This window comes from Solicola agrisoli (genome assembly GCF_049059935.1).
Taxonomy (GTDB): domain Bacteria; phylum Actinomycetota; class Actinomycetes; order Propionibacteriales; family Nocardioidaceae; genus JAURVT01.
On sequence record NZ_JBMGQR010000014.1, the window covers coordinates 1 to 19,526 of the forward strand.

Here is a 19,526-nt window from a genome sequence, read left to right on the forward strand (position 1 = left end):
CGCGGACCACGGCAGATCTGCCGTGGTCCGCGACCGTTTACCAGGAGGTCCTGGTAAACGACGCCATCCTCAGCGCAGGCGGCGGGCCACCTCGGCGGCCCAGTAGGTGAGGACGACGTCGGCGCCGGCACGGCGGATGGACAGGATCGTCTCGTCGATGGCGCGCTCGCGGTCGATCCAGCCGCGCTCGGCGGCGGCCTCCACCATCGCGTACTCGCCGGAGATGTTGTAGGCGGCCACGGGGACGTCGACGGCCTCGCGCACGCGCTGCACCACGTCGAGGTAGCCCATCGCGGGCTTGACCATGACGAGGTCGGCGCCCTCCTCGACGTCGAGGAGCACCTCGCGCAGCGCCTCGCGGGCGTTGGCGGGGTCCTGCTGGTAGGTCTTGCGGTCGCCCTGGAGCGAGGAGTCGACGGCCTCGCGGAAGGGACCGTAGAACGCCGACGAGTACTTCGCGGCGTACGCCAGGATCGAGGTGTCGGTGAACCCGGCGGCGTCGAGCGCCGCGCGGACCACGCCTACCTGGCCGTCCATCATGCCGCTGGGGCCCACCATGTGCGCCCCGGCCTGCGCCTGCGCGACGCCCATCTGCCCGTAGATCTCGAGGGTCGCGTCGTTGTCGACGCGGCCGCGGTCGTCCAGGACGCCGCAGTGGCCGTGGTCGGTGAACTCGTCGAGACACAGGTCGGACATCACCACGAGCGCGTCACCGGCCTCGGCGGCCGCGTCGGCGATGGCGACGTTGAGGATGCCGTCGGGGTCGAGCGAGCCCGAGCCGGTGGCGTCCTTGTGCTCGGGCACGCCGAACAGCATGACGCCGCCGAGGCCGAGCTCGGCGGCCTCGGCCACCGCCGCCCGCGCGGACTCACGGGTGTGCTGGACGACGCCCGGCATGCTCGAGATCGGGCGCGGCTCGGCCAGGCCCTCGGCCACGAACATCGGCAGCACGAGCTGCCGGGGCTCGACCGAGACCTCGGCGACGAGCCGCCGCACCGCCGGCGACGTGCGCAGGCGGCGCGGACGGTGGGCGGGGAAGCCCACGCCTCAGGCCCCGGCGCGGCGCCGGCTGGCCGGACGGCGCTCGGACGGCTTGGTGACCGGCTCCCCCGCGTCGAGCATCGTCACGCGACGGGCGGCACCGAAGTCGGCGAGCGCGTCGGCGAGGTCCTCGGCCGAGGGCGCCTCGGCGACGACGTCGACCCGCAGGCCGTGCTCCTCGGCGGTCTTGGCCGTGGCCGGACCGATGCACGCGATGATCGTCGACGCGTGCGGCTTGCCGGCGATGCCCACGAGGTTGCGGACCGTGGACGAGGAGGTGAAGACCACCGCGTCGAACTTGCCGGTCTTGATCGCCTCGCGGGTCGGCGCCGGCGGCGGCGCGGCCCGGACGGTGCGGTAGGCCGTGACGTCGTCGACCTCCCAGCCGAGGTCGGTCAGGCCGGCGACGAGCGCCTCGGTGGCGATGTCGGCGCGGGGCAGGAAGACACGGTTGATCGGGTCGAGCAGGTCGTCGTACGGCGGCCAGTCCTCGAGCAGTCCGCGCGCGGACTGCTCGCCGCTCGGCACCAGGTCGGGGATGATGCCCCAGGTGCGGATCGCCTCGGCGGTCTTGTCGCCGACCGCGGCGATCTTGAGGCCCGAGAACGAGCGGGCGTCGAGGCCGTACTCGTCGAACTTCTCGCGCACGGCCTTGACGGCGTTGACGCTCGTGAACGCGACCCACTCGTAGCGGCCCTCGACGAGGCCGCGGACGGCCTTGTCCATCTGCTGGGGGTTGCGGGGCGGCTCGACCGAGATGGTCGGCACCTCCTCGGAGACCGCGCCGTAGCTGCGCAGGCGGTTGGCCAGTCCGGCGGCCTGCTCCTTGGTGCGGGGCACCAGCACGCGCCAGCCGAACAGCGGCTTGGTCTCGAACCACGACAGCGTGCCGCGGAGGTCGACGACGTCGCCGACGACCGTGACGGCCGGGGCCGACATCTTCGCCGCGCGGGCGTCGGCGGCGACGTCGGCGAGCGTGGAGACCAGCGTGGTCTGCTCGGTGGTGGTGCCGACGCGGGTCATGGCGACCGGCGTCTTCGGGTCGCGCCCGGCCTCCATGAGGCCCGCGGCGACGTCGCCGATGGTGTTGACGGCCGACAGCACGACGACGGTCTGGTCGCCGGCGTAGGGCGCCCAGTCGACCTTGGACTCGCCCATCCGCACGACCGACATCTCGCGACGGGTGCGGGTGGTGAGGGGGACGCCGGCGTAGGCGGGCACCGCGGTGGCCGCGGACAGGCCGGGGACGACCTCGAACGACAGGCCGGCCTTGGCGCAGGCCTGCGCCTCCTCGGGGCCGGTGGCGTAGGTGAAGGGGTCGCCGGCGAGCAGGCGGACGACGCGCTGCCCGGTCTTGGCGTGGCGCACCACGATGCGGCCGCGCGCCGACGGCGTGAGCGTCGCGCCGTCGTCGGCGAACCCGCCGTCGACGACCTCGGCGCCGTTGGTCACGAGCGCCGCGTGCTCGGGCGCCTCGATGATCACGACGTCGGCCTCCGCGAGGAGCTCGGCGGCGCGGACGGTGAGCAGCCCGGCGTCACCCGGCCCCGCGCCGACGAAGCTGACGTGGCCGCGCGGACGCAGCGACGCGGGCGGCGTGCCGGCGGGGGTCTGGACCGTGGCCTTGCCTCCGCCCTTGGGCGGGGCGGCCTGGGCCTCGGACGCGGTCGGGCGCGACGTCGCAGTCGCGCGGGTCGCGGTGGAGGTGGTCGTCACAGTCGTCTTCTTCCTCGTCTGCCTCGGGGTTCGTGCAGTCATTTACTGGGCCTCCGCTACGAGGGCGGCGGCACCGTCGGCGAGCATCTCGGCAGCGAGACGTGCACCGACGCCGACGGGGTCGTCAGGCGACCCCGTCATGGACATGCGGATCATGGGGGCGCCGGAGACGGCACCCACGACGGCCCGCAGCCACAGCTCGTCGCCGTCCTCACCGAGGGCGACGTCGGCCAGGGCGCCCACGGGCGCCGAGCAACCGGCCTCGAGCGTGGACAGCAGGCTGCGCTCCGCGGTCACGGCGGCGCGGGTGGCGCCGTCGTCGAGCTGGGCGAGCGCGGCCAGGACGCCGGCGTCCTCGCTGCGGCACTCGCACGCCAGCGCGCCCTGCCCGGGAGCCGGGAGCATCTGGAGCGGGTCGAGCACCTCGGTGGCCTCGTCGACCCGTCCGAGCCGGGCCAGGCCGGCGCGGGCGAGCAGCACGGCGTCGACGGTGCCCTCGGCGACGCGTCCGACGCGGGTGTCGACGTTGCCGCGGATGGGCACCACCTCGAGGCCGAGACCGAGCGCGTTGAGCTGCGCGGCGCGGCGCGGCGAGCCGGTGCCGACCGTGGAGCCGCGCGGCAGCTCGCCGAGCGTCAGGCCGTCGCGGGCGACGACGACGTCGCGCGGGTCCTCGCGCAGCGGGACCGCGCCGAGCGCGACCCCGTCCTGCGGGGTGGTGGGGAGGTCCTTGAGCGAGTGGACGGCCACGTCGACGCGCCCCTCGAGCAGGGCGTCGCGGACGGCCGAGACGAACACGCCCTGGCCTCCGAAGTCGGTGAGCGGCGCGAGGTTGCGGTCGCCCTCGGTGCTCACCGGGACCAGCTCGGTGCGACGGCCGGTGACGCGCGTGATCGCCTCGGCCATCGACGTGGACTGGGTCAGGGCGAGCCGGCTGGCGCGTGTGCCGATGCGGATGACGTCGCTCATCGGTCCCCCTCCGGCTCGATCCGGGCGGCGACGACCTCGGAGACGGCCTCGACCGCGGCCGGGTCGAGCGAGAACAGGTCGGCCAGCGCGCTGGCGTAGGTGATGCCGTCGGGCTGGCCCGCCAGCTGCTTGATGCGCACGGTGGGCGCGTGGAGCAGCTTGTCGGCGACGCGGCGCACGGTCTGCTCGACGTCGGCGCGGACGTCGGCAGGCAGGTCGGGACGACGTCCGTGGAGGCGCACGAGCTCGGCCTCGACCACCTCGGTGGCCATCGAGCGCAGCGCGACCACGGTGGGGGTGACGCGGGCGGCGTTGCGGGCCGACAGGAACGCGGCGACCTCGGCGGCCACGATGTCGCGCACGTGGCGGACGTCGTCGGCGGTGCTCTCGTCGGGCGTGGCCGCGGCCAGCTCGGCCAGGCTGACGAGCGTGACGCCGGGCAGGTCGGCGGCGGCGGGGTCGACGTCGCGGGGCAGCGCGAGGTCGAGCAGGACGAGCGGACGTCCGTCGGCGACCAGCTTGACGCGGTCGACGTCGAGGACGACGCCGGTGGCACCGGTGCACGAGACGACGACGTCGGCCAGGGCGAGCTCGGCGTCGAGCTCGTCCCACGGCACGGCGAGGCCCTGCACGCCGTCGGCGACGCGCTGCGAGCGCTCGAAGGTGCGACCGGTGACGACGACGTCGTGGGCGCCCCGGCGGGCGAGGGTGGCGGCGGTGAGCCCGGCCATCGCGCCGGCGCCGACGACGAGCACGCGGCTGGTGGTCAGGTCGGTGCCCGCGGCCTCGGCGGCGTCGAGCGCGGCGGTGACGACCGACGGCGCCGCCTGGTCGATGCCGGTCTCGGCGTGCCCGCGCTTGCCGACGCGCAGGGCCTGCTGGAACAGGACGTTGAGCGAGGGGCCGACGGTGGTCTGCTCCTGGCCGCGCTGCAGGGCGACGCGGACCTGGCCGAGGATCTGGCTCTCGCCCACCACCATCGAGTCCAGGCCCGAGGCGACGGAGAACAGGTGGGCGACGGCGGCGTCGTCGTAGTGCACGTAGAGGTGGCGCAGCACGGCGTCACGGCCGATGCCGGCGTGGTCGACGAGCAGGGCCGAGACGTCCTCGACGCTGCCGTGGAACCGCTCGGCGTCGACGTAGACCTCGACCCGGTTGCAGGTGGAGACGACGAGCGCCTCGCCCACGTGCGGGGTCTCGACCGCGCGGCGGACGAGCTTGGCGGCGCCGTCGGAGTCGAGCGTGACGCGCTCGAGCACGTCGACGGGCGCGCTCCGGTGGGACATGCCCACGACCAGGATGCTCACAGCGAACCCACCACCTTCGCGGCGACGTCGTCGGTCGCCTCGTGACCGGAAACGGCCTCGTCCCCCGAGAGCGCCTTGCGCTGCTCGTGATACGCCAGGATCTGCAGCTCGATGGACAGGTCGACCTTGCGGACGTCGACGCCGTCGGGCACCGACAGCACCGCGGGCGCGAAGTTCAGGATGCTGCTGACGCCGGCGCCGACCAGGCGGTCGGCCACCTCCTGGGCGGCGGGGCCGGGCGTGGCGATGACGGCGATCGAGATGCCGTGCTCGGCGACGACGGGCTCGAGCCGGTCCATGGGCGAGATCGGCAGGCCGCCGTGCTCCTCGCCGACGCGGGCGGGGTCGGCGTCGAAGATCGCGACGACGCTGAAGCCGCGCGAGCGGAAGCCACCGAAGTTCGACAGGGCCTGGCCGAGGTTGCCGATGCCCACGATGACGACGGGCCAGTCCTGCGTCAGGCCGGTCTCGCGCGCGATCTGGTAGCGCAGGTACTCCACGTCGTACCCGACGCCGCGGGTGCCGTAGGAGCCGAGGTAGGACAGGTCCTTGCGGAGCTTGGCGGAGTTCACGCCGGCCGCTCCGGCGAGCTGCTCGGAGGAGGCTGTGCGCATGCCGCGGTCGGCCAACGTGGTCAGCGCCCGCAGGTAGACCGGCAGACGTGCCACGGTCGCCTCAGGGATCCCACGGTCCGCCGCTGCGCGGCTTCCCGAGGGGGGTCGCATGTGGGTCACGTCGCTCCTGGCCGCCCAGGGGGTCGAGGCTCCGGCGTTCACGGAGAGGTCGTCAGGCGGACACCCCACTGTAGGAGTTTGTGAACGAGAGAACAAAATCGAGCGGGCGGCCGGACGGGGGTGGGTGAGATATCCCACTAGCGGTGTGGTAGCCCCCGGAGTTCCGGTGATCTACCGGCGGGTCACGACAGGGCCGCGCGGAGCCGTCCGGCGTCGACGCGCCAGAAGTCGTGGCGCTCGCCGTCGACGAACGTCACGGGGACCTCGTCGCCGTAGGTGGCGACGAGCTCGGGGTCGGTGTCGACGTCCTGCTCGGTCCAGGCCTCCCCCAGCTCGGTGCAGACCTCGGCCACGACGCCGAGGGCGACCTCGCACAGGTGGCAGTCGCGCCGCGTCAGCACGTGGACGCGGGCGCTCACGACAGCCCCAGCTCGCCGGCCCGCACCCGCGCGCGCAGCCGCCCCTTGGCGACCTTGCCGGTGGCCGAGTGCGGCAGCGAGTCGACCACCTCGACGTCGCGCGGCCACTTGTAGCGGGCCAGCCGCTGCTCGCACTGGGCGCCGATCGCGGCCAGCACGGCCTCGCGCTCGGCCCCCTCGGCGGCGACGACGTACGCGCTGACGGCCTCGCCCGTGCGGGTGTCGGCGACGCCGATGACGGCCACCTCGGCGACCTCGTCCAGCTCGCCGAGCACCTCCTCGACCTCGCGGGGGTAGACGTTGAAGCCCGAGACGATGACGAGCTCCTGCAGCCGGTCGACCAGCACGAGGTCTCCGTCGTCCCCGATCAGGCCGACGTCGCCGGTGCCCCACCAGCCGTCGGCGTCGGGTCCGTCGACGCCGTCGGGCCAGTAGCCGCTGAACAGGTTGGGGCCCTGCAGCCAGATCTCGCCGGGGTCGCCGCGGTGGGCGTCGCGGCCCGAGACGTCGACGATGCGCAGGTGCAGGTCGGCGACCGAGTGCCCGACCGACGACGGACGCGGGGGCTGGGTGCGGTCGCGACCCGGCGTCGCCGGGGTGGCCGCGACGACCGGAGAGGCCTCGGTGAGGCCGTAGCCCTGCTCGATGACGACGCCCGCCGACGCCGCGAACTCCGCGGCGAGGTCGGGATCGAGCGGGGAGGCGCCGCTGAGCACGGTGCGGACGGCGGCGAACGACTCTCGCAGGTCGTCACGCCCCACCCAGGCGGCCGCCACCGGCGGCGCGAGGGGCACGTTGGTGACGCCGTGGTCGCGGACGACGGCGAGGGTGCCGTCGACGTCGAACCGGTCGACGAGCACCAGGCGCGCGCCCGTGGCGAGCACCTGCCCGAGCACGCAGCTGAGGCCGTAGACGTGGAACAGCGGCAGCAGCCCGAGGACGACGTCGTCGGCGGCCATCACCGGCGGGTCGATGCGCGACACCTGGTCGACGTTGGCGAGCAGGGCGCGGTGGCTGAGCATCACGCCGCGCGGGGTGCCGGCGGTGCCGGAGGTGTAGAGGAGCGTCGCGAGGATCTCGGGGTCGGCCGGGCTCGGCGGCACGCCCTCGCCCGGGGTCCGGGCCAGCACCTCCCAGGCGGTCTCGCCGTCGACCGGCTCGGCGTCGTGGACGACCACCGGCGGCGCCTCGTCGCCGAGCGCCCCGCGCACGAGGGCCGCGGCGGGGCCGCCGGCGACGACCAGCCGCAGCCCGGCGTCGGCGACCAGGCGCATCACCTCCCCGGCGGCGGCGCGCGGGTTGACCGGCACCGCGACGACGCCCGCGCGGTGCGCGGCGAGGTAGGTGGCCACGAACGCGATCGTGTTGGGCATGACGATGCCCACCCGGTGACCGGCGACGAGCCCGCGCCCGGACAGGCCGCGGGCGATCGCGTCGACGGTGGCGTCGAGCTCGGCCCAGGTGGCCGTGCGGCCGTCGCCGAAGGCCTCGACGAGGGCCACCGCGTCGGCCGAGTCCTCGGCGCGTCGACGGAGCAGGTCGCTGACGTTGGCGCTCACGCCGTCGAGTGTTCCACACCGGCGGTATGTGGCGCGCCGACGAGGTGGGCGGCCGCCGCCCATGGCCTAACCTCGGTGGCGTGTCCCGCGAAACCACCCCCGAGAAGCCGCTGAACCTGCGGTCGAGGTCCGCCCTCGCGGGGCAGGCCGCGGCGGCCGTCGCGGAGGTCGAGACCGCGCTCGCACCGGCCCCCGACCGCACCGCGGCCGCGTTCTTCGACGTCGACAACACCCTGATGCAGGGGGCGTCGATCTTCCACCTCGCCCGCGGGCTGCACCGCCGCGAGTTCTTCACCGGCCGCGACATCGCCCGCGCCGCCTGGCAGCAGGCGTGGTTCCGCGTCGTGGGGGTCGAGGACCCCGACCACGTCGCCGAGGCCCGGTCGGCCGCGCTGGCGTTCATCGCCGGCCACCGCGTCGACGAGCTCGAGCGCGTCGGCAGCGAGATCTTCGACGAGCAGATGGCGCACAAGATCTGGCCCGGCACGCGCGCCCTGGCCCAGATGCACCTCGACCGCGGCGAGCGGGTCTGGCTCGTGACGGCGGCGCCCGCCGAGATCGCCCGCACCATCGCCCACCGGCTCGGGCTCACCGGCGCGCTCGGCACGGTCGCAGAGAGCGTCGACGGCGTCTACACCGGCGCGCTCACCGGCCAGATGCTCCACGGGCCGGCCAAGGCCGACGCCGTCCGCGCGATCGCCGAGCGCGAGGGCCTCGACCTCGACCGCTGCTCGGCCTACTCCGACTCCGCCAACGACCTGCCGATGCTGTCGCTCGTGGGCCACCCGTGCGCGATCAACCCCGACGCCCGGCTGCGCGCCCACGCGCGGTCGCACGGCTGGCGCGTCCACGACTACCGGACCGGGCGCCGGGCGGCCAAGGCCGGCCTGGCCGTCGCGGCCGGCTCGGGCACGCTGCTCGGTGCGTCGGCGGCCGTCTCGGCACTGCGGCGGCGGCTGCGGGCCTGAACCGTGACGCAGGCCTCACCCCTGCGTACGATCGGCGGGACGACACCTCCTGGAGGGGCGAGCACCGTGATCGGGTCCTGGGGTCTGCTGCGCGACGCCGTGCTGCGGCTGCGCGCGCGCCCCGCCCTGGCCGACCACGAGCTCGACCTGCTCCTGTCGATCGCCAGCACCGCGTCCGGCGCCGGCGCCTCGACGGGTGGCGCACCCGACCCGTCGGACGACGACCCCGAGGCGCTGCGGCTGCGGGCGCTCGTCGAGCTCGCCCGCGGCGGGGACGCCGACGCGTTCGGCCACCTCTACGACCACTACCTGCCCGGCGTGTTCCGCTTCGTGTACTACCGGGTGAGCTCGCGGACGCTCGCCGAGGACCTCACGAGCGAGACCTTCACGCGCGCCCTGCGCTCGATCGGCCGCTACGAGTGGCAGGGCAAGGACTTCGGCGCCTGGCTCACCACGATCGCCCGCAACATCGTCACCGACCACTACAAGTCGAGCCGCCACCGCCTCGAGGTGGTGGCCGACGAGGTGCCCGAGACCGCCCACGTCCAGCCGGGGCCCGAGGACGAGGTGCTCGACTCCATCACCAACGCGGTGCTGATGGAGGCCGTCGCGGCGCTCCCCGACGAGCAGCGCGACTGCCTGCTCATGCGCTTCGTCCAGAACCTGACGATCGCGCAGACCGCCGAGGCGCTGGGACGCAGCGAGGGCGCCGTCAAGCAGCTGCAGCTGCGCGCCGTCCGCCGCCTCGCGCGCGACCTGCCTACGGAGGCCGTCCGGTGAGGGCCGTCACCGCCCGTAACCCCGGGGCCGGGTGCGTCGTTGGGTGCGTGACGGGGACGAGCGGGTCCCGCACGCGACGGCACGGCGCGACGCACACCACGGGGCAGGACGAGCAGCGATGAGACGGCAGCAACGCGAGCAGGCACGGGCCGACGCGCTCGCCCGCGCCCTCGACGGCCGACCCGTCCGCGACCGCACCCTGGCCGCCGAGACCGACGAGCTGGTGCGCGTCGCCGAGGCGATCCTGCGCGCCGAGCACCCCCAGCCCGACCCCGCCTTCGCCTCCGACCTGCGCGAGCGCCTCGTCGCCGAGGCGCGGACCTCGCTCGCTGTCGCGCCCCGCCGTGTCGTGCACGTCCGCCCCGTCCACGACGGGCCCACCGCCGTCGGGCACCGACGCGGCCGCGCGCTCGTCGCCGCCGTCGTCGTGGCTGCCGGCTCCTTCGGCCTGGTCGCGACGAGCGCCCAGGCGCTCCCCGGCGAGACGCTCTACCCCGTGAAGCGGGGCGTCGAGCGCGTCGAGCTGGCGACCCAGCGTGGCCCCGAGGGCACCGGCCAGAAGCAGCTGGAGCTGGCCTCCGAGCGCCTGGCCGAGGTCGACGCCCTGGCCCGCGACGGGGTGAGCGGGCGCGAGGCGCGTCTCGTCGACGACACGCTGGCCGACTTCAGCTCGTCGGCACGGGCGGGCTCGGTCGAGCTGCTCGGCGCCTACCGCGACCGCGGCACCGCGGTCGCCCTCGAGCGGGTCGACACCTTCACGCAGGACTCGCGCAGGACGTTGACCTCGCTGGAGGGACGCCTGCCCGACACGAGTGCCGCGTCGTTCGCCGACGCCACGTCCGCGCTCAGCAGCATCGTCGCCGACACCACGCGGGTCTGCGACGACTGCGTGGCGGTCGTGCCCTCCACCGGGTCCGACGACGACGCCTCCGCCGGCTTCGCCCAGCCCGCACCCACCGCGCCCACGCCGTCGGCGCCGTCGGTCGCCCCGTCCGGCGACGGCGACCAGCAGGTGCCGTCGGTCGGCGACCTGCCCGAGGTGGTGGTGCCGACCCCGTCGGCCACCGTGCCGTCCACGCCCACCCCGACGCTGCCGCGTCCCACCGACCCGGTGGGCGGTCTCACCGACCCGCTGCTCGGCGGCCTGCTCGGGCAGAACCCCGACGGCACCACCGACTCGGGCCGGCCTGCGCTGGTCCCCGGGCTGCTCGACGGCCTGCTCGGCAACCGCTGACCGTCCGCTCCGTCCGCGATCCGACGGGTTGGCGGGGTTCTGGGCGTTCAGAAACCCGCGAACCCTTCGGATCGCGGGCGAGGTGCGGCCCCGACGCCTAGAAGAAGGGGTGCCCGCGGTCGACGAGCAGGGTGTAGAGCGTCTGCTGGATGGTCTCGCGCACCTGGTCGGTGACGTTGAAGACGAGCATCGGGTCGTCCGCGGCGTCGGCCGGGTAGGCGTCGGTGCGGATCGGCTCACCGAACTCGATGATCCACTTGCTGGGCAGGGGCACCAGGCCGAGCGGGCCGAGCAGCGGGAACAGCGGCGTGATGGGGATGTAGGGCACGCCGAGCAGGCGCGCGAGCGAGGGGACGTTGCCCACCAGGGGGTAGATCTCCTCGGCACCGACGATCGAGACGGGGACGATCGGCACCTGGGTGCGCATCGCCGCCGAGACGAAGCCACCGCGGCCGAAGCGCTGCAGCTTGTAGCGCTCCGAGTAGGGCTTGCCGATGCCCTTGAAGCCCTCGGGCCAGACGCCCGCGACGTGGCCGGCTCGCAGAAGCCGCTCGGCGTCCTCGTTGCACGCCAGGGTGGCGCCGGTCTTGCGGGCGAGCTGACCGACGAACGGCAGGTCGAACACGAGGTCGGCGCCCAGCAGGCGCAGGTTGCGGTGCGCGTGGTCGTGGACGGCCAGGCCCGTGACGGCGGCGTCGATCGGGATGGTGCCCGAGTGGTTGGCGACGATCAGCGCGCCGCCCTCGTCGGGGATGTTGTCGGCGCCGCGCACCTCGACCCGGAACCACTTCTCGGCGACGGGACGCAGCGCGGCCAGCATGATCTCGAGCATCTGGGGGTCGAGGCCGAACGCGTCGATCTCGTAGTCGCCGCTCAGCCGGCGGCGCAGCGCGGCCACCATCTCGGCGGCGCGGCGCTCCCAGTCGTCGCCCAGCACCTGCTGCGCGCCGTGCAGCAGCGCCGAGAACAGCTCGTCGACGGGGATGCGGGGGCCTCCGCGCTCGTCGGCGGTGACACGCGGCTCGTGCGCGGCCGTCGTGGGCGGGACCTCGTCGACGACCACCTCGTCGGCGACGGGCTCGTCTCGCGGGGCCTGCGGGCGCGGCACGACGGGGTCGGCGGCCGCGAGGTGCGGGACGTCGGCGGGTGCGGGGTCGGGCTCGGGGGCGGGCGTCGGTCGCCGCGTCGGCGCGGACCGGCGTCCGCCCGACGGGGCCAGCGATCGCGCCGCCGAGGACGGCGACGTCGAGCGGCTGCCTCGGCCGGGACGGCCGCGGGTGCCGATCGGGACGACGTCGGCCACCTCGGCCTCGTGGTGGGCTGCGGGGTCAGCCATGACGTCCTCCGACGGCCGAGAGCAGGCCGGGAGAGACGCCGTCGGCGAACTCCGCGAGGGTCTGCGGGGTGGAGTAGCGGGGCTCGTACCCGAAGATGTGGCGCAGCGCGGCGGTGTCGGCGACGCGGCCGTAGGTGAGGAGCCGGGTGAGCTCGGGGGTGAACCGCGAGCCCATCTGGCGCACCAGCCGGTACGTCAGCGAGGTGAAGCCGACCGACGGGAGCCGCACGAGCGGGCGGCCCAGCCGGCGCGCGGCCTGCGAGACGGTGGTGACGTCGTCGCCGACGACGTTGAAGGTGCCCGGGCGGTCCTCGAGGGTGGCCAGGCGGAGCGTCTCGATCGCGTCGTGCGGGTGCAGGAACTGCAGCCGGGGGTCGTACCCGAGCACCGCCGGCAGCGCCGGGAGGCTGAAGTACTCGCCGAACGCCGAGCGGACGGTGGGGCTGAGGATCGTGCCCAGGCGCAGGGTCGTCACGACCGTGTCGGGCCGGCGGCGCGCGAAGCCGCGGGTGTAGCCCTCGACCTCGACGGCGTCCTTGGGGAACCCCGAGCGGACGCCTGCACGCGGCGACATCGACTCGGTGAACATCGCGGGGTCGCGCGGCGAGGAGCCGTACACCGCGGTGGACGACTGGAGCACGAGCTTGCGCACGTGCGGAGCCGCCTGGCACGCGGCCAGGAGCTGCATCGTCCCGATCACGTTGGTCTCCTTGGCGGGACCACGCGTGCTCGAGCCGAGGTTCATGTGCACGACGGTGTCGACGTCCTCGACGGCGATCACCTTGCCGACGACCGGCGTGCGGATGTCCGCACGGACGAACTTCACGCCCTGCAGGTCACCGGCGGGCGGCAGCACGTCGAGGCCGACCACGCGGTCGACCTCCGGGCTGCCGGCGAGGGTCCGCGCGAACAGCGCACCGAGGTCGCGAGCGACCCCGGTGACCAGGACGACGCGACCCATGGGCTTACTTGCCCAGACGACGGCGCTGGACGCGCGTGCGCTTGAGCAGCTTGCGGTGCTTCTTCTTCGCCATCCGCTTGCGGCGCTTCTTGACTACAGAACCCACGGGTCACCTTCACGATCGCTGGATCGCGCCGGGACGACCGGCGCGTCGCACCAGCCTACGGCCTCAGGCGCCACAACCCCATTCGGGGTTCGACCACCGGGACGAGGGACGCCCCGCCGGCACGGTGGACCAGCTGACGGGGGCAGGCGCCCGTCCGGCAAGGCGCCCCCGCGAAGGCGTACTGGTCTTGTACGTCGAGCGGGGAGCAACGCCGCCGGGCGGGATGCCTGGGCCCGTCAGCCGGCTTGGAAGTAGGACTTGCGGAGGTACTCCTCGACGGCATGCTCGGGGACGCGGAACGACCGTCCGACGCGCACCGCCTCCAGGTCGCCACCGTGCACCAGCCGGTAGACCGTCATCTTGGACACGCGCATCTGGGTGGCCACCTCGGCCACCGTCAGGAACTTCACGCTGTCTGGCATCTCCCACGCCCTGTCCGACACGCGCGCCCCTCGGGCTTCCCCCCCGAGGCTCGAACGGGCGTGTCTGATGTGAGGGTAGTGCCCGGTGTGACGTGTGCGAAAGCCGAACACGAATGTCCGCTCAGATCCGCGTCCGTTTCGCAGGAGTTCGGACCGGTTCGTCCCGCGTGGCGGTCTACGGCTGGGGGTCGAGCCCGTGGTACGGGAAGACCTCGCGGCGTGCGGCGGTGATGCAGCGGTCGAGCCAGCTGGCCGGGTCGTAGCCCGCGTCGAAGTCCTTGTAGGCGGTGCCCTGGCCGTCGCCGAGCGTCAGCGGGCCCGGCTTGCCGCGCAGCTCGGCGACGCGCGCCGACCACTCGGGCGGGCAGGGGGTGTCGGCGGCGAGCGGGGAGCCGGCGACGATCGACAGCAGGTGCGACCACGCCCGCGGCACGACGTCGAGGACCGAGTAGCCACCGCCACCGGTGGCGACCCAGCGTCCGCCGCAGAGCTCCTCGGCGAGGTCGGCGAGCGCCAGGTACGACGCGCGCTGGCCGTCGACGCTGAGCATCAGGTTGGTGAGCGGGTCGTCCATGTGGGAGTCGCAGCCGTGCTGGGTGACGATCACCTCGGGCTTCCAGGCGCGGAGCACCGGCGGCACGACCGCGTGGAACGCGCGCAGCCACCCGGCGTCGACGGTGCCCGGCGGCAGCGCGACGTTGACCGACGACCCCTCGGCCCCGGGGCCGCCGACCTCGCTGGGCAGGCCCGTGCCGGGGAACAGCGTCTGCGGGCCCTCGTGCACCGACACGGTCAGGACGCGGGGGTCGTCGTAGAACATCTGCTGGACGCCGTCGCCGTGGTGGGCGTCGACGTCGACGTACGCGACGCGCTGCGCGCCGTGGTCGAGCAACCAGGCGATCGCGACCGCGACGTCGTTGTAGATGCAGAAGCCGCTGGCCACGCCGGGCATCGCGTGGTGGAGTCCGCCGCTGATGCTCACCGCGCGCGGCGACTCCCCCGTCCAGACCAGCCGGGCGGCCTCGAGGGTGGCGCCCGCGATGAGGGCGCTGGCGTCGTGCATGCCCGCGAACGTGGGGTTGTCGGTGGTGCCGAGCCCGACCGAGAGGTCGGTGTCGTCGCTGCTGCGGATCGCCTTGACGGCCTCGACGTACGACGGGGTGTGCACCCGCGTGAGCTGCTCGTCGGTGGCCGGCTCGGGCACCACCGGGGCGAGCGACTCGGGGTCGAGCAGGCCCAGCTCGTCGGCCAGGGCCATCGTCAGCTCGACGCGGACGGGCGCCATCGGGTGGCCGAGGCCGAAGTCGTAGCCGGTGAGCCGGTCGTCGAAGACGATGCTCGCGGTGTCGCTCATGCGGTGAACACTAGTCCGCGCCCGTGACGGGCCTCACGCCAAGTCGCGCGACCTGTTCCTGGCGGCCTCGATCGCCGACAGGAACGCGGCGCGGACCTTGTGGTCCTCGAGCTCGCGGATGGCGGCCGCGGTGGTGCCGCCGGGCGACGTCACGCGCTCGCGCAGGATGGTGGGGTGCTCGCCGGTCTCGCTCATCAGCTTGGCCGAGCCGACGAACGTCTGGACGACGAGGTCGGTGGCCGTCGACCGTGGCAGGCCCAGGTGGACGCCCGCCTCGATCATCGACTCGACGACGAAGAAGATGTAGGCCGGGCCCGAGCCGGAGATCGCGGTGACGGCGTCCTGCTGCTTCTCGGGCACGCGCAGCGTCTTGCCGGTGGCCGCGAGCAGCTGCTCGGTGCGGCGCAGGTGCTCCTCGTCGCAGTGGGTGCCGCGCGAGATCGCGAACATGCCCTCGTCGACGAGCGCCGGGGTGTTGGGCATGACGCGGATGACGGGCGTGCCGTCCGGCAGCGCCGCCTCGATCGTCGCGGTGGTGATGCCGGCGGCTAGCGAGACCACGAGCGTGCCGGCGGGCACGACCGGGGCGATCTCCTCCAGCACGTCCTTCATGTCCTGCGGCTTGACGACCACCAGGACCGTGTCGGCCTTGGCGACCGCGTCGCGGTTGGTCAGGACCTCGACGCCGTAGCGCTCGCGCAGCTCGGCGGCGCGCTCGTCGCGGCGCTCGGACAGCACGATCTCGGACGGTCGGCGTCCGCTGCGCAGCAGACCTGCGACGAGCGTCTCGCCCATCACGCCGGCACCGAGGATCGCGACCATGCTCATGGCGCCATCGTGGCACAGCGGCCGGCCGGGCCCCTCAGCCCTTGCTGACCAGCGACCGCGCGAAGAAGGTGACGTTGGCGGGGCGCTCGGCCAGGCGCCGCATCAGGTAGCCGTACCACTGCTCGCCGTACGGGGTGTAGACGCGGACGGTGTGGCCCTGCGCCGCGAGCCGCTCCTGCTCGTCGGGGCGGATGCCGTAGAGCATCTGGTACTCGAAGTCGCCGGGGCCGCGACCGTTCTCCGACGCGAGGTGGCCGGCGATCTCGACCAGCCTCGGGTCGTGCGAGGCGACCATCGGGTAGCCGTCGCCCCGCATGAGCACCTTGAGGCAGCGGACGTAGGAGCGGTCGACGTCGTGCCGGTCGGTGAAGGCGACGTCGGACGGCTCCTTGTAGGCGCCCTTGCACAGGCGCACGCGCGAGCCCGTCGTCGCCAGGGCCCGGCAGTCGGCCTCGGTGCGACGGAGGTAGGCCTGCAGCACCGCGCCGGTGTCGGGGAAGTCCTGGCGCAGCTCGTGCAGGACCCGCAGGGTGGAGTCGGTGGTGGTGTGGTCCTCCATGTCGAGGGTCACGGTGGTGCCGACGTTGGCGGCGGCCTGGCAGATCCGGCGGGCGTGCTCGAACGCGATGCGCTCGCCGCCGTCGCCGATGAACTGGCCGACGGCCGAGAGCTTGACCGACACCTCGGTGCGGTCGGCGACGCCCACGGCGGACAGCTCGCGGAGCACGTCGAGGTAGGCCTGGACGGTGGCCTCGGCCTGCGCGATCTCCGTGGTGTCCTCGCCGAGGTGGTCGAGGCTGACCAGCAGGCCCTTGGAGGTCAGCTCCTGCGCGGCGTGGACGGCGTCCGCGGTGCTCTCGCCGGCGACGAACCGCGCGACGATGCCCGACGAGACCGGCATCGTGGCGGCGAGCTCCTTGAGCCTCTCGCTGCGGGCCAGGGCCAGCAGGGGCCGTCGAAGCATGTGCACCTCCAGCACGTCCAGCCCGGGCCGTCCGGGACGATTCGGACTCTACTGAGCCTGGCCCTGCGCGTCCGTCGTGGGGGCGGCGGCCAGGTGCAGGCGCGTGTAGGCCAGCGCCTCGGCGAGGTCGGACTCGCGCTCGACGCGGTCGGCGCACCGCCGGGTGTTGATCTCGATGACCACGTGGCCGTCGAACCCGGACTCGGCGAGCAGGGCGAGGAACTCCTCGCAGGGCTGGCCGCCGCGGCCCGGCACCAGGTGCTCGTCCTTGGCCGACCCGTTGCCGTCGGTGAGGTGCACGTGACGCAGCCGGCGTCCGAGGTCGCGCGCCATCGTGACGGGGTCGGAGCCGGCCGTCGCGGTGTGCGAGAGGTCGAGCGTGACGTGGTCGTAGTCGTGCACGACGGGGTCCCAGCCGGGCAGGTAGGCCTGGAACTCGCGCTTGCGGGCGCGCCACGGGTACATGTTCTCGACGCAGAAGTCGATGCCCGTCCGCTCCTCGAGCTCGCGGATGCCGGTCTCGAAGTCGCGGGCGTAGTCGCGCTGCCAGCGGAACGGCGGGTGCACGACGACCGAGGTGGCGTCGAGGGCGTGGGCCATCTCGGCGCTGCGCTCGAGCTTGCCCCACGGGTCGGTGCCCCAGACGCGCTGCGTCACCAGCAGGCAGGGCGCGTGGACCGAGACCACCGGGATGTCGTGGTAGTCGCGCAGGCCGCGGACCGCGTCGAGGTCCTGGCTGATCTCGTCGATGCCGACCATCACCTCGACCCCGTCGTATCCCAGGCGGCGCGCGAGCTCGAACCCGTCGGCGGTGGACTCGGGGTAGACCGAGGAGGTCGACAGCGAGACGGACGCCGCACGGTGGGTCGGCACCGGCGCGGCGCGGCCTTCCGAGTCGGCGTCGCTCACACGTTCCAGCCTACGACCCGCCCGCGATCCTGCCCGAAGGGCTGGCCGGTCCGAGTGGGCGTTCTGCGAAGACGGTTCCGTGCGTTCGGTCCGGCAAGGCGGACGAGCGAAGCTGGGCGCACTTTGCCCTGCGAGCGAGGAGAACGCCGCCGGTCGGGCGCACGGGGCCGTCTACATGGAGTCGAGGCGTTCGAGGAGGACCCCTTCGCGGAGGGCCCAGGGGCAGATCTCGAGCTCGTCGACGTTGAACAGGTCCATGACGGCGTCGGCGACGACGGCGCCCGCCACGAGCTGGTGGGCACGGTTGGGCGAGACGCCCGGCAGCTCGGCGATCTCCTCGACGCCGAGACCCGGAAGCGTCTGCAGGCACTCGCGCAGCGAGTCGGCCCTGAGGGAGCGGCGGACGTAGGCGCCCTCGGACGACGCGGGCGCGCCGCACACGCGCGCGAGCGAGCGGAACGTCTTGCTGGTGGCGACGGCGTGGTCGAACCCGCCGCCGCGCATCAGGGCGCCGGCGTCGTTGGCGATCTGGGTGCGGACGTGGCGGCGCAGGGCGCGCACCTGGTCGTGGACGTCGCCGCCGTCGCCGAACCACTCGCGGGTGAGGCGTCCGGCCCCGAGCGGCAGGGACTGCTCGACGTCGGGCTGCTCGTCGGCACCCGTCGCGATCTCGAGCGACCCGCCACCGATGTCGAAGACGCCCAGCCGGCCGGACGACCAGCCGAACCAGCGGCGGACGGCGAGGAACGTCAGGCGTGCCTCGTCGGCACCGGGGAGCACCTCGATGTCGACGCCGGACTGCTCGCGCACGCGGCGCAGGACGTCGTCGGCGTTGGTCGCGTCGCGCACCGCGGAGGTGGCGAACGCGACGACCTCCGCGCACCCCTTGTCCTCGGCGACGGCGCCCGCCTCCTGCACGAAGGTGACCAGCCGGGTGATGCCCTCCTCGTTCACCGCACCGGCGGCGTCGAGGTGCTCGGCGAGCCGCAGCGGCTCCTTGTGGGCGAACGCCGGCAGCGGCGGGGCGCCACGGTAGGCGTCGACCACCAGCAGGTGGCCGGTGTTCGAGCCGATGTCGAGGACTCCGAGGCGCATCGGACCACCCTAGGGCGTGCGAGGGGCCGGACGTCCACGCGTACAGTCGCCGACGTGCCCGAGGTGCTGCTCGACTTCCCCCGCGCGTTCACCGAGTTCACCGACCCGGCGGACGAGACGCAGGTGTTCCGCTGCGACCTGACGTGGCTCACCTCGCGCTGGACGTGCATCTTCGGCCAGGGCTGCCCGGGCATCTACGCCACCGCGCCCGAGTCGGGCTGCTGCACCCTCGGCGCCCACTTCAGCGACGAGGACGACCACGCGCGCGTCGCGACCTTCGTCGAGCAGCTGGGCCCGGACGACTGGCAGCACCACGCCGAGGGCCAGCAGGCCGAGGGCTGGACCGAGACCGACGAGGACGGCGACCTCAAGACGCGCGTCGTCGACGGCGCCTGCATCTTCCACAACGACAAGGACTTCGCCGGCGGCTACGGCTGCGCCCTGCACGGCTGGGCGCTCGGGCACGACGTCAAGCCGCACGAGGTCAAGCCCGACGTCTGCTGGCAGCTGCCGCTGCGTCGTCGCTTCCGCGACGTCGACCGCGGCGACGGCACCACCTACACCGAGGTCGAGATCGGCGAGTACGTCCGCGCCGGCTGGGGCCCCGGCGGCCACGACCTCGACTGGTACTGCTCGTCCAACACCGAGGCCCACGTCGGCCGCGAGCCCGTCTACGTCTCCAACGCCGACGAGCTCGTCGCGCTCATGGGGCAGGGCGCCTACGACGTCCTCGTCGGGCTCTGCGAGGAGCACCTCGCCGTGCCCGGACGCTCGACGCGGCACGCGGCGGACCCGTCGCGATGAGGGTCGTCGGCGGCACCCTC

At 74.0% G+C, this 19,526-nt stretch carries 20 protein-coding genes; 4 read left to right on the top strand and 16 right to left on the bottom strand.

Annotation, left to right across the window (positions count from 1 at the left end):
• Positions 1–69 precede the first annotated feature (69 nt).
• The 7 genes from hemB to ACI6PP_RS07355 form a co-directional block, all read right to left on the bottom strand.
• On the bottom strand, positions 70–1,044 hold the full coding sequence (gene hemB / locus ACI6PP_RS07325; protein WP_421110389.1) for a porphobilinogen synthase: 975 nt from the start codon (positions 1,042–1,044) through the stop codon (positions 70–72).
• Between the two features lie 3 nt (positions 1,045–1,047).
• Positions 1,048–2,799 (bottom strand): bifunctional uroporphyrinogen-III C-methyltransferase/uroporphyrinogen-III synthase, encoded by a 1,752-nt coding sequence (locus tag ACI6PP_RS07330; RefSeq protein WP_421110391.1) that lies wholly within the window; start codon positions 2,797–2,799, stop codon positions 1,048–1,050.
• Complete coding sequence (hemC, locus tag ACI6PP_RS07335; protein WP_421110393.1) at positions 2,800–3,726, bottom strand: hydroxymethylbilane synthase; 927 nt, start codon at positions 3,724–3,726, stop codon at positions 2,800–2,802.
• Entirely contained in the window at positions 3,723–5,033 is a 1,311-nt protein-coding gene (locus ACI6PP_RS07340) for a glutamyl-tRNA reductase (RefSeq protein WP_421110394.1), read from the bottom strand. The genes hemC and ACI6PP_RS07340 overlap by 4 nt, the downstream gene beginning before the upstream one ends.
• Positions 5,030–5,758, bottom strand: a complete 729-nt coding sequence (locus ACI6PP_RS07345; RefSeq protein WP_421110396.1) for a redox-sensing transcriptional repressor Rex — start codon at positions 5,756–5,758, stop codon at positions 5,030–5,032. The genes ACI6PP_RS07340 and ACI6PP_RS07345 overlap by 4 nt, the downstream gene beginning before the upstream one ends.
• Positions 5,759–5,949: 191 nt before the next feature.
• Positions 5,950–6,186, bottom strand: coding sequence for a glutaredoxin family protein (locus ACI6PP_RS07350; protein WP_421110398.1), 237 nt, complete (start codon positions 6,184–6,186; stop codon positions 5,950–5,952).
• Complete coding sequence (locus ACI6PP_RS07355; RefSeq protein ID WP_421110399.1) at positions 6,183–7,745, bottom strand: class I adenylate-forming enzyme family protein; 1,563 nt, start codon at positions 7,743–7,745, stop codon at positions 6,183–6,185. Before ACI6PP_RS07355 ends, ACI6PP_RS07350 begins: the two co-directional genes overlap by 4 nt.
• A gap of 80 nt (positions 7,746–7,825) precedes the next feature.
• On the opposite strand from ACI6PP_RS07355, the gene ACI6PP_RS07360 reads away from it, so the two are divergent.
• The 3 genes from ACI6PP_RS07360 to ACI6PP_RS07370 all read left to right on the top strand — a co-directional run bounded on the left by ACI6PP_RS07360 (position 7,826) and on the right by ACI6PP_RS07370 (position 10,727).
• A complete protein-coding gene (locus ACI6PP_RS07360; protein ID WP_421110401.1) occupies positions 7,826–8,713 on the top strand; it encodes an HAD family hydrolase in 888 nt (295 codons plus the stop codon).
• A 66-nt stretch (positions 8,714–8,779) separates the two neighbouring features.
• The gene (locus tag ACI6PP_RS07365) at positions 8,780–9,493 is read left to right on the top strand and encodes a sigma-70 family RNA polymerase sigma factor (RefSeq protein WP_421110403.1); all 714 of its coding nucleotides are present in this window, start codon (positions 8,780–8,782) and stop codon (positions 9,491–9,493) included.
• A 118-nt stretch (positions 9,494–9,611) separates the two neighbouring features.
• On the top strand, positions 9,612–10,727 hold the full coding sequence (locus ACI6PP_RS07370) for a DUF5667 domain-containing protein (RefSeq protein WP_421110405.1): 1,116 nt from the start codon (positions 9,612–9,614) through the stop codon (positions 10,725–10,727).
• A gap of 97 nt (positions 10,728–10,824) precedes the next feature.
• On the opposite strand, the gene ACI6PP_RS07375 is transcribed toward ACI6PP_RS07370, so the two are convergent.
• The 9 genes from ACI6PP_RS07375 to ACI6PP_RS07415 all read right to left on the bottom strand — a co-directional run bounded on the left by ACI6PP_RS07375 (position 10,825) and on the right by ACI6PP_RS07415 (position 18,702).
• Positions 10,825–12,063: a lysophospholipid acyltransferase family protein gene (locus tag ACI6PP_RS07375; RefSeq protein WP_421110406.1), complete on the bottom strand. Its 1,239-nt coding sequence runs from the start codon at positions 12,061–12,063 to the stop codon at positions 10,825–10,827.
• Positions 12,056–13,024: an NAD-dependent epimerase/dehydratase family protein gene (locus ACI6PP_RS07380; protein ID WP_421110408.1), complete on the bottom strand. Its 969-nt coding sequence runs from the start codon at positions 13,022–13,024 to the stop codon at positions 12,056–12,058. The genes ACI6PP_RS07375 and ACI6PP_RS07380 overlap by 8 nt, the downstream gene beginning before the upstream one ends.
• A 4-nt stretch (positions 13,025–13,028) precedes the next feature.
• Positions 13,029–13,130, bottom strand: a complete 102-nt coding sequence (locus ACI6PP_RS07385; RefSeq protein ID WP_421110410.1) for a 30S ribosomal protein bS22 — start codon at positions 13,128–13,130, stop codon at positions 13,029–13,031.
• A gap of 236 nt (positions 13,131–13,366) precedes the next feature.
• Positions 13,367–13,552 carry a helix-turn-helix domain-containing protein gene (locus ACI6PP_RS07390; protein ID WP_421110411.1) on the bottom strand — a complete coding sequence of 62 codons (186 nt, stop codon included), beginning with the start codon at positions 13,550–13,552 and terminating at the stop codon, positions 13,367–13,369.
• A 175-nt stretch (positions 13,553–13,727) separates the two neighbouring features.
• Complete coding sequence (locus ACI6PP_RS07395) at positions 13,728–14,906, bottom strand: acetoin utilization protein AcuC (RefSeq protein ID WP_421110413.1); 1,179 nt, start codon at positions 14,904–14,906, stop codon at positions 13,728–13,730.
• Positions 14,907–14,939: 33 nt separating this feature from the next.
• Positions 14,940–15,734, bottom strand: coding sequence for a pyrroline-5-carboxylate reductase (proC, locus tag ACI6PP_RS07400; RefSeq protein ID WP_421110415.1), 795 nt, complete (start codon positions 15,732–15,734; stop codon positions 14,940–14,942).
• Positions 15,735–15,768: 34 nt separating this feature from the next.
• The gene (locus ACI6PP_RS07405) at positions 15,769–16,698 is read right to left on the bottom strand and encodes a proline dehydrogenase family protein (RefSeq protein ID WP_421110417.1); all 930 of its coding nucleotides are present in this window, start codon (positions 16,696–16,698) and stop codon (positions 15,769–15,771) included.
• 48 nt (positions 16,699–16,746) lie between these two features.
• Entirely contained in the window at positions 16,747–17,607 is an 861-nt protein-coding gene (locus ACI6PP_RS07410) for a sugar phosphate isomerase/epimerase family protein (protein WP_421110419.1), read from the bottom strand.
• Between the two features lie 171 nt (positions 17,608–17,778).
• Positions 17,779–18,702, bottom strand: coding sequence for a Ppx/GppA family phosphatase (locus tag ACI6PP_RS07415; RefSeq protein WP_421110420.1), 924 nt, complete (start codon positions 18,700–18,702; stop codon positions 17,779–17,781).
• A gap of 54 nt (positions 18,703–18,756) precedes the next feature.
• Here ACI6PP_RS07415 and ACI6PP_RS07420 point away from each other — a divergent pair, with 54 nt between their 5' ends.
• Positions 18,757–19,506 (top strand): DUF3109 family protein, encoded by a 750-nt coding sequence (locus ACI6PP_RS07420; protein WP_421110421.1) that lies wholly within the window; start codon positions 18,757–18,759, stop codon positions 19,504–19,506.
• Positions 19,507–19,526 lie beyond the last annotated feature (20 nt).

Coding starts and splice junctions, on each gene's coding strand:
- ACI6PP_RS07330 (WP_421110391.1), bottom strand. CDS start 2,799: ATGACTGCACGAACCCCGAGGCAGACGAGGAAGAAGACGACTGTGACG.
- hemC (WP_421110393.1), bottom strand. CDS start 3,726: ATGAGCGACGTCATCCGCATCGGCACACGCGCCAGCCGGCTCGCCCTG.
- ACI6PP_RS07345 (WP_421110396.1), bottom strand. CDS start 5,758: ATGCGACCCCCCTCGGGAAGCCGCGCAGCGGCGGACCGTGGGATCCCT.
- ACI6PP_RS07370 (WP_421110405.1), top strand. CDS start 9,612: ATGAGACGGCAGCAACGCGAGCAGGCACGGGCCGACGCGCTCGCCCGC.
- ACI6PP_RS07375 (WP_421110406.1), bottom strand. CDS start 12,063: ATGGCTGACCCCGCAGCCCACCACGAGGCCGAGGTGGCCGACGTCGTC.
- ACI6PP_RS07380 (WP_421110408.1), bottom strand. CDS start 13,024: ATGGGTCGCGTCGTCCTGGTCACCGGGGTCGCTCGCGACCTCGGTGCG.
- ACI6PP_RS07390 (WP_421110411.1), bottom strand. CDS start 13,552: ATGCCAGACAGCGTGAAGTTCCTGACGGTGGCCGAGGTGGCCACCCAG.
- ACI6PP_RS07395 (WP_421110413.1), bottom strand. CDS start 14,906: ATGAGCGACACCGCGAGCATCGTCTTCGACGACCGGCTCACCGGCTAC.
- proC (WP_421110415.1), bottom strand. CDS start 15,734: ATGAGCATGGTCGCGATCCTCGGTGCCGGCGTGATGGGCGAGACGCTC.
- ACI6PP_RS07405 (WP_421110417.1), bottom strand. CDS start 16,698: ATGCTTCGACGGCCCCTGCTGGCCCTGGCCCGCAGCGAGAGGCTCAAG.
- ACI6PP_RS07415 (WP_421110420.1), bottom strand. CDS start 18,702: ATGCGCCTCGGAGTCCTCGACATCGGCTCGAACACCGGCCACCTGCTG.